Annotated in this window: 14 protein-coding genes and 1 tRNA gene; 12 read left to right on the top strand and 3 right to left on the bottom strand. The window is 51.9% G+C overall.

Annotated elements, in window-relative coordinates:
* Nucleotides 1-109 precede the first annotated feature (109 nt).
* From pstC to JSQ80_RS03225, 9 genes are all read left to right on the top strand, one after another.
* On the top strand, nt 110-1036 hold the full coding sequence (pstC, locus tag JSQ80_RS03265; RefSeq protein WP_087435176.1) for a phosphate ABC transporter permease subunit PstC: 927 nt from the start codon (nt 110-112) through the stop codon (nt 1034-1036).
* 4 nt (nt 1037-1040) lie between these two features.
* On the top strand, nt 1041-1916 hold the full coding sequence (pstA, locus tag JSQ80_RS03260; protein WP_206094323.1) for a phosphate ABC transporter permease PstA: 876 nt from the start codon (nt 1041-1043) through the stop codon (nt 1914-1916).
* A 12-nt stretch (nt 1917-1928) separates the two neighbouring features.
* On the top strand, nt 1929-2702 hold the full coding sequence (pstB, locus tag JSQ80_RS03255; RefSeq protein ID WP_206094322.1) for a phosphate ABC transporter ATP-binding protein PstB: 774 nt from the start codon (nt 1929-1931) through the stop codon (nt 2700-2702).
* Nucleotides 2703-2809: 107 nt separating this feature from the next.
* Complete coding sequence (gene phoU / locus JSQ80_RS03250) at nt 2810-3469, top strand: phosphate signaling complex protein PhoU (RefSeq protein WP_087435173.1); 660 nt, start codon at nt 2810-2812, stop codon at nt 3467-3469.
* A gap of 119 nt (nt 3470-3588) precedes the next feature.
* Complete coding sequence (gene polA / locus JSQ80_RS03245) at nt 3589-6264, top strand: DNA polymerase I (protein ID WP_206094321.1); 2676 nt, start codon at nt 3589-3591, stop codon at nt 6262-6264.
* A gap of 63 nt (nt 6265-6327) precedes the next feature.
* Nucleotides 6328-7158 (top strand): DNA-formamidopyrimidine glycosylase, encoded by an 831-nt coding sequence (gene mutM / locus JSQ80_RS03240; RefSeq protein ID WP_206097460.1) that lies wholly within the window; start codon nt 6328-6330, stop codon nt 7156-7158.
* A gap of 141 nt (nt 7159-7299) precedes the next feature.
* On the top strand, nt 7300-8019 hold the full coding sequence (locus JSQ80_RS03235; protein ID WP_206094320.1) for an MntP/YtaF family protein: 720 nt from the start codon (nt 7300-7302) through the stop codon (nt 8017-8019).
* Nucleotides 8020-8077: 58 nt separating this feature from the next.
* A complete protein-coding gene (gene coaE / locus JSQ80_RS03230; protein ID WP_087435172.1) occupies nt 8078-8674 on the top strand; it encodes a dephospho-CoA kinase in 597 nt (198 codons plus the stop codon).
* A complete protein-coding gene (locus JSQ80_RS03225; protein WP_176392909.1) occupies nt 8671-9261 on the top strand; it encodes a lytic transglycosylase domain-containing protein in 591 nt (196 codons plus the stop codon). Before coaE ends, JSQ80_RS03225 begins: the two co-directional genes overlap by 4 nt.
* Nucleotides 9262-9322: 61 nt before the next feature.
* Here the strand turns inward: JSQ80_RS03225 and JSQ80_RS03220 are convergent, their stop codons facing one another.
* Nucleotides 9323-9541, bottom strand: a complete 219-nt coding sequence (locus JSQ80_RS03220; RefSeq protein WP_087435171.1) for an alpha/beta-type small acid-soluble spore protein — start codon at nt 9539-9541, stop codon at nt 9323-9325.
* Nucleotides 9542-9665: 124 nt separating this feature from the next.
* Here JSQ80_RS03220 and nrdR point away from each other — a divergent pair, with 124 nt between their 5' ends.
* Entirely contained in the window at nt 9666-10142 is a 477-nt protein-coding gene (nrdR, locus tag JSQ80_RS03215; RefSeq protein ID WP_019422824.1) for a transcriptional regulator NrdR, read from the top strand.
* 97 nt (nt 10143-10239) lie between these two features.
* Here the strand turns inward: nrdR and JSQ80_RS03210 are convergent.
* Nucleotides 10240-10315 (bottom strand) — tRNA-Ala (locus tag JSQ80_RS03210).
* Nucleotides 10316-10369: 54 nt separating this feature from the next.
* The gene (locus JSQ80_RS03205) at nt 10370-10636 is read right to left on the bottom strand and encodes a hypothetical protein (RefSeq protein ID WP_336245700.1); all 267 of its coding nucleotides are present in this window, start codon (nt 10634-10636) and stop codon (nt 10370-10372) included.
* Nucleotides 10637-10960: 324 nt separating this feature from the next.
* Here JSQ80_RS03205 and JSQ80_RS03200 point away from each other — a divergent pair, with 324 nt between their 5' ends.
* Complete coding sequence (locus tag JSQ80_RS03200; RefSeq protein ID WP_206094319.1) at nt 10961-11872, top strand: helix-turn-helix transcriptional regulator; 912 nt, start codon at nt 10961-10963, stop codon at nt 11870-11872.
* Nucleotides 11873-12006: 134 nt separating this feature from the next.
* Nucleotides 12007-12981 (top strand): N-acetylglucosamine kinase, encoded by a 975-nt coding sequence (locus tag JSQ80_RS03195; RefSeq protein WP_087435168.1) that lies wholly within the window; start codon nt 12007-12009, stop codon nt 12979-12981.
* Nucleotides 12982-13016 lie beyond the last annotated feature (35 nt).

The raw sequence follows: 13016 nt of genomic DNA, 5'->3' as shown, positions 1-13016 counted from the left end.
ACAACCTGCAGCAAAATGTGATGTCTCTCCATACGGAAGGTTAGGGGCATCACATTTTCGCGAAGATAATGTTAACGAATTGTAAAAGATGCAAAGAGAGGTTAAGACAATGCAAGTTAATCTCCCGCAACATGAAACAACGATGTCCTTTAAAAACAAAAGAGCGCACATATCGGATAAAATCGTTCCGATAGTGCTGTTTATGTGTGCAGCCTTGTCGGTGCTGACCACGATCGGGATCGTTTATACCCTCTTTTCTGAAACGTTCTCTTTCTTTAGGAATGTGAATATATCGGAATTCCTGTTCGGCACGAAGTGGAGTCCGCTTATTGAACCGAAATCGTTCGGTATTTTGCCGCTGCTGGGCGGCACGCTGATGGTGACGGTCATCGCCTGCCTCGTTGCTATTCCAATCGGCCTTGCGAGTGCGATTTATTTAAGCGAATATGCGCCGGCGCGAGTTCGCAAAATCGTCAAGCCGGTGCTCGAGGTGCTGGCCGGTATTCCGACGATTGTGTACGGATACTTCGCCTTGTCGTTCGTCACGCCGTTAATTAAGAGCATCTTCCCGGATGTGGGCGTGTTCAACGCATTAAGTGCGGGGATTGTCGTCGGAATCATGATCATTCCGATGGTGTCGTCGCTGTCCGAGGATGCGATGATGGCGGTGCCGCGGAGCTTGCGTCATGGCGCCTACGCACTGGGTGCGACGCGGTTTGAAGTGGCGCTCAAAATTGTCGTTCCGGCCGCGTTCTCCGGAATCGTGTCCTCTTCCGTATTGGCCTTCTCCCGTGCCATCGGGGAGACGATGATTGTGACGGTAGCAGCCGGGGCTACGCCGCAATTGACGCTCAACCCGCTCGAGAGCATACAGACGATGACGGCCTACATTGTTCAGGTCAGCATGGGCGACACGCCGCACGGTTCGATAGAATACGGTACGATCTTCGCCGTCGGGATGACGCTCTTTGTCATTACGTTCTTGCTGAATATTATCGCTCAGTGGGTTGCAAGACGGTTCAGGGAGGAGTACTAAACGGATGACTATTTTACAAGATGCCAACCGCAAGCAAATCGGCAGCCGCCGTAAAGTCGATATGACGCTTCATATCCTATTTCTCATTGCGACATCCATCGGAATTATCGCTTTGATGGCCTTGCTCATTCAAATTATGATGGACGGCTTATCCCGTCTTAATCTGGATCTGTTCAGCAATTACCCGTCCCGGATGGCTGCCAAAGCCGGGATGAAATCGGCCATTGTCGGTTCCATTTATATGGTGCTCATTATGGCGCCCATCTCCTTCATACTCGGCGTAGGAGCGGCGATCTATCTGGAGGAATATGCGAAGAAGAGCGCGTTCACGCGCTTGATTCAATTGAATATCAGCACATTGGCCGGCGTGCCATCGATTGTGTACGGGATTCTCGGATTGACGATCTTCGTGCGCGGGCTGGCTCTGGAGCGCAGCTTGTTGTCCGGTGCGCTGACGATGACGCTGCTCGTGCTGCCGATTATTATCGTATCCGCGCAAGAGGCGATTCGAGCCGTGCCGAAAGCGCGCAGAGACGCATCCTTCGCGCTTGGCGCCACGAAGTGGCAGACGGTATCGCGCTCGGTGCTGCCGTCCGCGATCTCAAGCATCTTAACCGGTGTCATCCTGGCGCTCTCGCGGGCTATCGGGGAGACTGCGCCGCTCGTTATGATAGGCGCGCTCACGTTCGTCGCTTTCCTTCCGGAAAGCATCATGGACCAGTTCACGGTCATGCCGATTCAAATTTTCAACTGGGTGTCGAGACCGCAATTGGCATTCCACGAATTGGCGGCTGCGGGCATTATCGTTCTGTTGGCGCTGCTAATCATTATGAACATTTCAGCGGTGCTGCTTCGCAATAAATATCAGAAAAACGTGTAAGGAGACGATCGCATGAGCACAGCGACTGCCTTGAAAACATTAATCGACATCCGCGACTTAGATCTGTATTACGGCACTTACCATGCTTTGAAGAAAGTATCGATGACGATTCCGGAAAAAGCGGTGACGGCGTTCATCGGGCCTTCGGGCTGCGGGAAATCAACGCTTCTGCGCACGCTGAACCGCATGAATGACATGATTATTGGCACGCGCATCGAAGGTAAGGTCGAAATCTCAGGCACGGATATATACAGCAATGAGGTGGACGTAGAAACATTGCGCAAAAAGGTCGGCATGGTATTTCAGCAGCCGAATCCGTTCCCAAAGTCGATTTACGATAATATCGCATATGGCCCGCGTCTGCATGGCACCCGCAGCAAAGCGCAGCTGGATGAAATTGTGGAGCAAAGCTTGAAGCAGGCTGTTCTTTGGGACGAAGTGAAGGATTACTTGAAGCGCTCGGCGTTCAGCTTATCCGGCGGCCAGCAGCAGCGTCTCTGCATTGCGCGCGCCCTGGCGGTGAATCCTGACATCCTGTTGATGGATGAAGCAACATCCGCGCTCGATCCGATATCTACGCTTAAAATCGAGGAGCTTGTCCAAGAATTGAAACATCGCTATACGATTGTCATGGTTACGCACAACATGCACCAAGCTGCGCGCGTGTCTGACCAGACGGTATTTTTCTTGAACGGTGAAGTGGTGGAATTCGACAATACGGAAACCCTGTTCTCCAATCCGAGTGATAAGCGGACGGAGGATTACATTACGGGACGTTTCGGATAAAAAGAGGCAGTTCAAAAATCCTCCTTTTGATCACGAAGCATCTCAAGATGTCACTTAGCATCGAAAAGGATGATTTTTGAACATGTATGAAAAGGAGTGGATGAAGCATGATTAAGCGCAAGGAATTTGACTTGGCTTTGGATGAGCTCGGCAGGCTGCTCGAAGAGATGGGACAGCGTGTCGAACGCGCCTTATCCGAGTCGATTGAGTCGTTGAAGACGATGGATGCGGAGCGCGCCAAGCGCATCATATCCGAAGATGCGGAACTGAACCGGCTCGAAGAGAAAATTATTGACCTCGGTTCAAGGCTGATACTGACGCAGCAGCCGGTTGCGAAAGATTTGCGCCACATCCTCGTCGCCTTCCGCATCTCGAATGACCTGGAGCGGATGGGCGACTTGTCCATTGACGTGGCGAAGGTGGTGCTGCGCATGGAAGGACAGACGCTCATTAAGCCCCTCATCGATCTGCCGCGCATGGCGGAAATCGTGCAGCGGATGATTACGGACTCCATTCAATCCTATGTGCAGGAAGATGTCAATCTGGCTTACAAAATGGCGAAGGAAGATGACCAGGTCGATCAACTGTACAGCCAAATTTTCCGCGAGCTGTTGACTTACGTCGTAGAGAACCCGCAGAACGCATCCCAAGCGATGCTGCTGACATTCGTAGGGCGGTATATCGAACGGATTGCAGACCATGCGACGAACATCGGTGAAGCGGTTGTGTACTTAGTTACGAACGAGCGTCCTGATTTGAATAATTAATTACGCAACCGATCGGAGACAGTCCGATCGGTTGTTTTCGGCTAGGGAGACGAATTTCCTTTTGTGGCCCTGGCTATGCTATCATGTTAGCAAGAGAATGGATTGAGGTGCTTTGGATCATGGAAAAATGGATTGTTATCGACGGCAACAGCATTATTTATCGGGCTTTTTTTGCAATGCCTCCATTGACGAACTCGCGAGGTTTACATACGAATGCCGTATTCGGCTTTACTATGATGCTGCTTCGCGTATTGGAAGAAGAACGCCCGACGCATATACTCGTTGCGTTCGATGCAGGCAAGGAAACGTTCCGCCACGGCGACTACCAGGATTATAAAGGCGGACGCGAGAAAACGCCGTCTGAGCTGTCCGAGCAATTTCCTCTATTGAAAGAATTGCTGACCGCAATGGGTATTTCCCATTTTGAGCTTTCAGGCTATGAAGCTGACGACATTATCGGCACGTTGACGCGCCAAGCGGATGAAGCGGGACAATTCATGTCTGTCGTAACCGGAGATAAGGATATGCTGCAGTTAGCTTCTGAGCATGTCACCATTCTGCTGACGAGAAAAGGCGTGACAGAGATTGAGAAGTTCACTCCAGCAGCAATCGAGGAGAAATACGGGCTCGCGCCGCTGCAAATTATCGATATGAAAGGGCTGATGGGCGACACGTCCGACAATATTCCAGGGGTTCCCGGAGTTGGCGAGAAGACGGCGCTGAAGCTCCTGCATCAATTCGGCAGCGTGGAAAGCGTGCTTGAGCATGTTGATGAATTGAAGGGCAAGATGAAGGAGAACATTACGAACCATGCCGAGGATGCGCGCCTCAGCAAGAAGCTGGCGACGATCTTCCGGGAAGTGCCTTTGGATAAAGAATGGGAAGAGATGGCTTTCCCAGGCTTGAAGGGAGATACCGCGATCCCGGCGCTCAAGAAGCTTGAGTTCAAATCGGTTATCGAGCGTATTGAGAAGATCGGCATGGTGGATGGATCTTCCCCTGCTGAGCCTGCCATTGCCGATGATTCTCTGTCGGCCGCGAAGCTGAATGTTCGTCTCGCAGACGGCAATTGGGATGAATTGAAGCAGATGCTGAAAGCGGCAGATACGTTCATCGTGGAAGCTCATGGCGACAATCCGCATCAAGCGGAGCTAATCGGCATGCTTATCGCGAGTGAAGAAGCAAGCTGGTTCCTGACCAAGGAGCAGCTGCTCAGCGAAGAAGCCGGAGCAATACGCGAGTGGCTGGGTGACGGGAGCAAGCCGAAGAACGGATATGACATGCACTACGCCGAGCTTGTGCTGCACTGGGCCGGCATACCGTTTGCGGGATCGGCCTTTGACGTGCAGTTGGCTTCGTACGTGCTGAATCCGGAAGATGCAACGGCTACGCTGCAGGCTGTGGCTGAGAAGAACGGCTTGCCCGCCAGTCCGGGCGATGAGGATGTATATGGAAAAGGGGCGAAGTTCCGTGTCCCCGAGCTTCAGCAGGTGGCCGAGCATAGCGCGCGCAAGGGAGCGCTCGTGCGCCGGTTAAAGCCGCTTATGGAGAAGACGCTGCACGAGCAGGAGATGGACCGCCTCTATTACGAGCTGGAATTGCCTCTGTCCAGAGTGCTGGCGCAGATGGAGAAGACAGGCATTAAAGTGGAGATTGAGAGCTTGCAGCAGCTGGGCGAGCAGTTCAGCGAGCAGATTGCAACGACGATGAAGCGCATCTATGAGCTGGCCGGCACAGAATTCAATATCGGTTCGCCGAAGCAGCTGGGCGAGATTCTGTTCGACAAGCTCGGACTGCCTGTCATTAAGAAGACGAAGACCGGATATTCGACCGATGCGGAAGTGTTGGAGAAGCTGGAGCCGTATCACGACATCATTCCGCTCATTTTGCATTACCGCCAGATGGCGAAGCTGCAATCGACTTATATTGAAGGCCTGCTGAAGGAAGTGCGGAAGGGGACTGGCAAGGTCCATACGTATTTCCGTCAGACCATTGCGGCTACAGGCCGCTTGAGCAGCCAGTACCCGAACTTGCAGAACATCCCGATTCGGTTGGAGGAAGGGCGCAAGATTCGGCAAGCCTTCGTGCCGTCAGAGCCGGGCTGGCATATCGTTGCCGCTGACTATTCGCAGATAGAGCTCCGCGTTCTGGCCCATATATCGGGTGACGAGAAATTGAAGGAAGCGTTCGTGCACGATATGGATATCCACACGAAGACGGCGATGGACGTATTCGGCGTAAGCCCGGACGAGGTGGATGCCAACATGCGCCGTCAAGCGAAGGCGGTCAACTTCGGAATCGTGTATGGCATTAGCGATTACGGACTCTCCCAGAACTTGAACATTACGCGCAAGGATGCGGCAAAGTTTATCGAGCAGTACTTTGCCGTCTTCCAGGGCGTTAGACAATATATGGACGACATCGTCGTTCAAGCGCGCCAAGACGGTTACGTGAAGACGCTGCTTGAGCGGAGAAGATATTTGAAAGACATCACGGCATCGAATTACAATCTGCGTTCGTTCGCCGAACGCACCGCAATGAACACGCCAATTCAGGGGACTGCGGCAGACATCATTAAGCTTGCGATGGTGCAAATGGATGAACGCTTGCGGGAAGAGGGCTTGCAGAGCCGGATGCTCCTGCAGGTGCACGATGAATTGGTGTTTGAAGTGCCGACGAACGAGCTTGATACGATGACGAAGCTTGTGCCGGAAGTAATGGAGCAAGCGATTCAGCTTGCCGTACCGCTGCGGGCGGACGTGAATTCGGGCGAAAACTGGTATGAAGCCAAGTAAAATTAACGATTTCCGCACATTCGTGATATTTTCGGTATAATGGACATCGTGAGGTGATATATGATGCCGGAATTACCGGAAGTAGAAACAGTCAAACGGACGTTAAACGCATTGGTCGCGGGAAAGAAGATCGAAGGGGTCACCGTATCCCTCGGTCGGATTATTCAGCGGCCAGCCGACATAGATCAGTTTTGTGACGCATTAAAAGGGCACACGATCCAACGGGTCGAGCGGCGCGGGAAATTTCTTCGCATTCTGCTTGACGATCTCGTGCTCGTCTCCCATCTTCGCATGGAAGGACGCTATGGCGTCTTCGCTTCAGGCGAGCCGGTGGAGAAGCACACGCACGTCATTTTTCATTTTGACGACGGTACCGAGCTGAGATATAAGGATGTGCGCCAGTTCGGGACAATGCATTTGTTCAAGCCGGATGAAGAATGGACGCTGCCGCCGCTTCATAAGCTAGGAGTAGAGCCGTTGTCCGGCGACTTCACCGTAGAGCGGTTCGCGGCTGCCATGCGCAAGCGGCGCAGCTTCATTAAGCCTGTCCTGCTTAATCAGCACGTTGTCGTGGGCATCGGGAACATCTATGTGGATGAGGCGCTGTTCCGCTCTGGGATTCATCCGCTTCGTCCAGCCGATCAATTGTCGGATGAGGAGTATGCCCGCTTGCAAGCGGCGATTGTCGCTACGCTTCAGGAAGCGGTAGAAGCGGGCGGCTCCTCCATCAAGTCGTATGTGAACGGTCAAGGCGAGATGGGGATGTTCCAGCACCAGCTGCAAATGTACGGCCGGGAAGGCCAGCCTTGCATTCATTGCGGCACTCTGATCGAGAAGACCGTGGTCGGCGGGCGCGGCACGCATTACTGCCCGTTATGCCAGCAGCAATCATAACCTGCCCAGAATCGAATTGATGTAGGGATACGGCATGCACATGCACTCTTATCCGCTCCTGCCCATATGATGGTATATATCATCGGCGGCATCCGGCAAGCGCCATTGCTTGTGGCATCCGCCAGGCAGGGAGGAACTGTGTTGCTCATTCAAGTAGCGTCTATGCTGGTCTTGGCTTTTGCGTTAAGCTTGGACAGCTTCGGAGTAGGAATGACATACGGGCTGCGCAAACTTCGCATCCCTTGGACGTCTGTCATCATCATTTCTTTATGTTCGGGATTGGTTATTTTGGTCTCGATGCAGGTCGGCTCCTTCCTCGTTCAATACGTCTCCGCAGCAGCCGCACAGTGGATTGGCTCCGTCATCTTAATCGGGATTGGATGCTGGGCGATTGCGCAACTGCTGCGATCGCCTGCGGACGACAGTGCCGTCATCTCGTCAATTGCTTGCAAGGAGGGCAGCGGCGCGGCCTGGGGGGCCATTGGCCAAGGGAGACCGGAACAGAGCGCGGAGCCAGAGCCCGTCTTCCGCATCCAATTGCGGAGTCTAGGCCTTGTCATTCAGATTCTGCGTACGCCAAGCGCTGCAGATATGGATCGCTCCGGCACGATAAGCTCCTCAGAAGCGGCATGGCTGGGCGTAGCTTTGTCTCTGGATGCGTTCGGAGCAGGAATCGGAGCGGCGCTGCTCGGTTACCCGCCGCTCGCTACAGCGCTTATCATCGCGTTGTTCAGCGGCACTTTTTTACGCATCGGGCTGCAAGTGGGCATCGCCTGCGCCCATTTCCGGTGGATTGGGAAATTGACGTTCATACCAGGGTTAATGTTAATTATGATGGGGATTATAAAGCTATTCTCTTAGAGATAACAGTAAAAAATCCTCTTTTGATCACGCAGCAAATTATAAACGAGGTGAAAGCATGAACATCGGACTAACCGGCGGGATTGCGTCGGGGAAAAGCACCGTCTCTAGCCTGCTTGTGGAACGGGGCGCTCTGCTTGTTGATGCTGATCGGATTGCCAGGGAGGTTGTCCTTCCTGGCAGCCCCGTGCTGGACAAGATTGCGGAGCTGTTCGGGGCGGACATGCTTCTCGAGGATGGCTCGCTCGACCGGAAGCGGTTGGGGGAGGCTGTCTTCGCCAACGCGGAGCAGCGCAAAGCGCTGGAGGGCATCACCCATCCAGCCATCCGGCATGAAATGAAAGCGCAAATGAATAGGTTGGAGAGCGAGCGTCCGGACAAGCTTGTCGTGGTGGACGTGCCTTTGCTGTACGAATCGGGTTTGACGGCGATGTTTGAATCCGTAGTCGTCGTATACGTCCCGCGAGAAATCCAGCTTCAGCGCCTCATGAAGCGGGATGGACTTGACGCGGTGCAAGCGGAGCGCCGCTTGCAGTCGCAATGGGACATCGAGAAGAAACGCGCGCTTGCCAATACAGTCATTGACAACAGTCAAGGACTCGAATGTACGGAGCAGCAAGTTGAACGTTTCTGGTCGCAGAAAGGCTTGTTATGAACCGAGTAATGAAGGTGCTGCGCAAGAAAAGAGTATTGTTGTCGCTTTTCTTGGGCCTGCTGTTTATTTTGTTCGTTCAATCTCAATGGTTGGGTCGCTGGATGTATCCCATTCCATACGAGAATGAAATACGCAAGCATGCGGCCAAGTATAAAGTCGACCCGTTGCTCGTGGCGGCGATCATTCGCGTGGAAACGAATTATCAAGCAGGGCGTGAATCCCGAAAAGGCGCGATTGGCGTTATGCAGCTGATGCCAGAAACAGCCGTCTGGGCAATGGAGCAGTTAAAGTTGAAGAGGCACTGGACAATGGATGAGCTGAAGAACGAGGTCGATCCCAGCATTCATTTAGGAACGTGGTATTTGAATTCCCTGCACAAGCAATTCAACGAGAATTGGATTGCTGCCATCGCGGCATATAATGCGGGCCCGGGAAATGTGAACAAGTGGCTGCGTACGCAAGTGTGGGACGGCCGGTATGAAACGGCCAAAAATCAAATCCCATATGGAGAAACGAAGTTGTATGTGCAACGGGTCATCCATTATTATGATAAATATAAAGATATCTATCCGGCAGATGCGAAATGACAAAGAAGCATCGGACAAGCCGATGTTAATACCGCTGCTCGAGCCGATGCTTCTTGCCATCTTATTTGTATTGACCTGCTAGTTGTTGCTCAGCTATTTGCACGAGACGTTTCGTGATGTATCCCCCGATCGAACCGGTGTCACGAGTCGCCATGTTGCCGTAGTACCCGTCTTGCGGGATGGCGATACCCAATTCTTGTGCGATCTCGAACTTCATTTGCTCAAGTGCACCCGTAGCTTGTGGTACAACCAGGTTGTTGCTTGAACGATTTTGCGCCATATCTATTCACCTCCTTGCGGTTGGTAATTGTATTGTGCGCATTCTTCTAAAGTTCATTACAGGTAACGATTGGGATTTTCATCAAATTGAATTAAGATCAGGCGTAAAGGACGGTGGGAATGAAATGAAGTGCCCCTATTGCGATCATTTAGGAACGAAGGTGCTCGATTCTCGTCCGGCGAATGATAATAAATCTATTCGCCGCAGGCGTGAATGCGAGCTGTGCAGCCGACGCTTCACGACATTTGAAATGGTAGACGAGACGCCTCTTATTGTTATTAAAAAAGGCGGGAGCCGGGAAGAGTTCAGCCGGGACAAGATGCTGCGCGGGCTCATTCGCGCATGCGAGAAGCGGCCGGTGTCGGTCGAACGGCTGGAGATGATTGCTTCGGAAGTGGAGAAGCAACTGCGCAATACGGCGCATGCAGAAGTGGAAAGCCGAATTATTGGCGAGCTGGTCATGGAGCAGCTGTATCCGGTGGATGAAGTCGCTTATGTAAGATTTGCCTCCGTGTACCGGCAATTCAAAGACATCAACATGTTCATGAAGGAATTGAATCATTTATTATCCAAAAATTCTTTGGGCGAGCATCAAGAATAACAACAAATGTAAGAACCCGGGGAAGCGGGGTTCTTTTTTTGTAGGCAGACACAAAAAAAGACACCTCGTTAGGAGATGTCGTTGAGTTAACATGGATTGGTGGAGCCAAGGGGGCTCGAACCCCTGACCTCTTCGCTGCCAGCGAAGCGCTCTCCCAGCTGAGCTATGGCCCCGTTCACCTGTTATATTGTACCATGCATACTGTTCGAATGCAACAGGACAATTTCTTATTCAGCAAGCATTTCAGGCAAGTTCACTTGGCTGTCAATTTGATCCGCGAAGCGGGTCATGCATTTGCAAATAAAGTCTTTCCGGCAAATTGGACAAGGAATCGTCAGCAAGCGGCTAATGCTTTTTTCGCCATGGTTATAGAACACACGGCACAGTGTGCCATCCTGCAGCTTTACTTGTACCTGATAAAGATTTTCGGAATCGTTGCGTTCGATTAACTTTTTTTCCTTTACAATCGGTTCATAGGTCACGTTTGGTTTCACCTGCATCCTTAGAATTTTCGCAAGTAACATATTATGTTTTTTAATTGCCTTTGTCAATTTAAATTATAACAACCTTGATGCAAAGTTATTACTGACGGATTATTGAATACGTGAGAAAATACGAGAAGTGAGTAAATAACGATGTTGAAAATGTTCTGAACGATGGATTGGCCAGCATATGCAATGCAATTTTTCCATGCAAGTCTCGAATCGGTTTCATCCCATTCATGCCCGTCCCCGACGGGAATTGCTGTCATTCATGCTTTGCTGACAATGGGCTATGAGAACGCAAGAGTCTTGCAGGAAGGAGGGTATCAAGTAGTCATGGAAGTTTTCAATGAGATAGATTGGACGACCCGCATGGACACGCCGCAGACCATCATCCGTGATTTTATTCATTTGCCTGACTCTTTTCCATTTATGGCCGCGACAACCGAAGGGGTCAGTCCCGGCTTTCAGCGTTTGCATTGGCATCGGGAGCTGGAGATTAATTACATTCGCAGAGGCCGGGGATTTTATTTAATCAATGGAGTGAGGTATCACTTTCAAGAAGGGGATATATTGCTGATTAACGCTCATGATCTGCATCGAGCCTTCGAAACGGACAACCTTACGATGGATGTGTTCATGTTCGATCAAGCGCTGCTAGCCATGGAGCTGCGCTATGATCACGATGTGCTGCGACCGTTTCGCGAGATGGGCGCCCAGTTTACGAACCTGCTCAGCCGGCAGCATCCCATCCATCTGCAGCTTGTCGATATTTTGCAGAATATTACGGTTGAGATGGACCGGAGAGAAGCGTCCTATCCTTCCGTGGTTCATGCGCAATTGACCCGATTTCTCGCGTTGGTGAATCGTCATTTTTCCGTGCCGGATGCCAATCCTGCGCCTGTCAAGCATCGTGGCATGCATGCGCTCAAAGAGGTCATACGCACGATGGAGCTGCATTTATCATACCAATGGACGTTGAAGCAGCTTGCGGATCTGGCCCATCTAAGCCCCTCCCGCTTTAGCGCTTTGTTCCAACAGGCTGTCGGCACTTCGCCGCTTGATTACCTTATCCAGCTGCGCCTGACTCATGCGGCCCATTTATTAGAATCCTCAGACGAGAAGATAATTGATGTCGCAGAAGAATGCGGCTTTCGGAACTTATCCAACTTCAATCGCTTGTTCAAGCAACACTACACGATGTCTCCCAGTGAACTTCGACACCAAAGACAATTGAATAAACAGTAAGATTGTATTAGTTTATGCGAAATTAGTAGTAGTCTATCTTTGGAACAAAGGTGTAAGGTAGCTTTAAAGCGTTGTATGCGTGTTCTCGCTTGTTGCAGGGACGCCGCACAAATCCAGAGATAGGAGAGGAATTGATGAGCATCTACTTGGGAGTGGACGCTGGAGGCAGCAAAACACACGCCCTGCTGATTGACGCCGAAGGAAGCATAGTAGGCAAAGGATTAGCCGGCAATGGCAATCACCAAATCAACCGTGACATTGCCGCGCGCAATATTCGTCTTGCTTGCGACGCGGCACTTGAAGCGGCCTGTCTGACGAAGGACGACGTAACGTTTGCTTATTTTGGGCTTGCCGGCGCAGATCGGGAGCCGGATTACAAAATTTTGCGCCCGATGATTGCGGAGCTTGGCTATGAACGCCATGCCATCTCGTGCGACACGATGATTGGGATGCGTGCAGGCACGAACCGTCCGTATGGTGCGGTCATCATTAGCGGCTCGGGCTTCAACAGCGCCGCTCGCAACCGGAATGGGCAGGAACTGCAATACGGCGGTTTCGGTCATATGTACGGCGACGGCTTCGGCGCAGGCTCAAGCTTGGCTGTATTGGCGTTCCGTGCGGTCATACGCGCCTGGGACGGACGGGGAGAAGCGACGAAGCTGACCCCTATCGTGCTTGAACAATTGGGCTACAGCTCAGTTGATGAGATGTATAACGATGTGCTGGATCATGTTTATTCCGTCCCCAGGGATTTGGCGAAAGCATTGTTCCAAGCGGCGGCAGAGGGTGATGCCGTGGCGCTCCGTATATTGGAGGAGGAAGGGACAGAGCTTGGCAATGCCGTTAACGCGCTCATACGGCGCCTTCATATGACAGAGGAAGCCTTTGACGTTGTGCTGATCGGCAGCGTGTTGACACGGGGACAAGGGCCTTATTTTATTGACGCGATCAGCCGCAAGGTGAAGACGATTGCGCCACACGCCAGCTGCGTGCGGCTCGCCGCGGATCCAGTCATCGGAGCAGTGCTGAGCGCAATGGATGAAGACGGCATGACCATCAGCCCCGAATTGGACGCTCGTCTGAAATCATTCACATTTCATGAGGACTGAGCTCGCCTAAAAGTTAAAGCGATTATCTTTATTAG

Source organism: Paenibacillus apiarius (assembly GCF_017052585.1).
GTDB classification, from domain to species: domain Bacteria; phylum Bacillota; class Bacilli; order Paenibacillales; family Paenibacillaceae; genus Paenibacillus_B; species Paenibacillus_B apiarius.
This window is presented reverse-complemented; position numbering and strand designations above follow the sequence as displayed.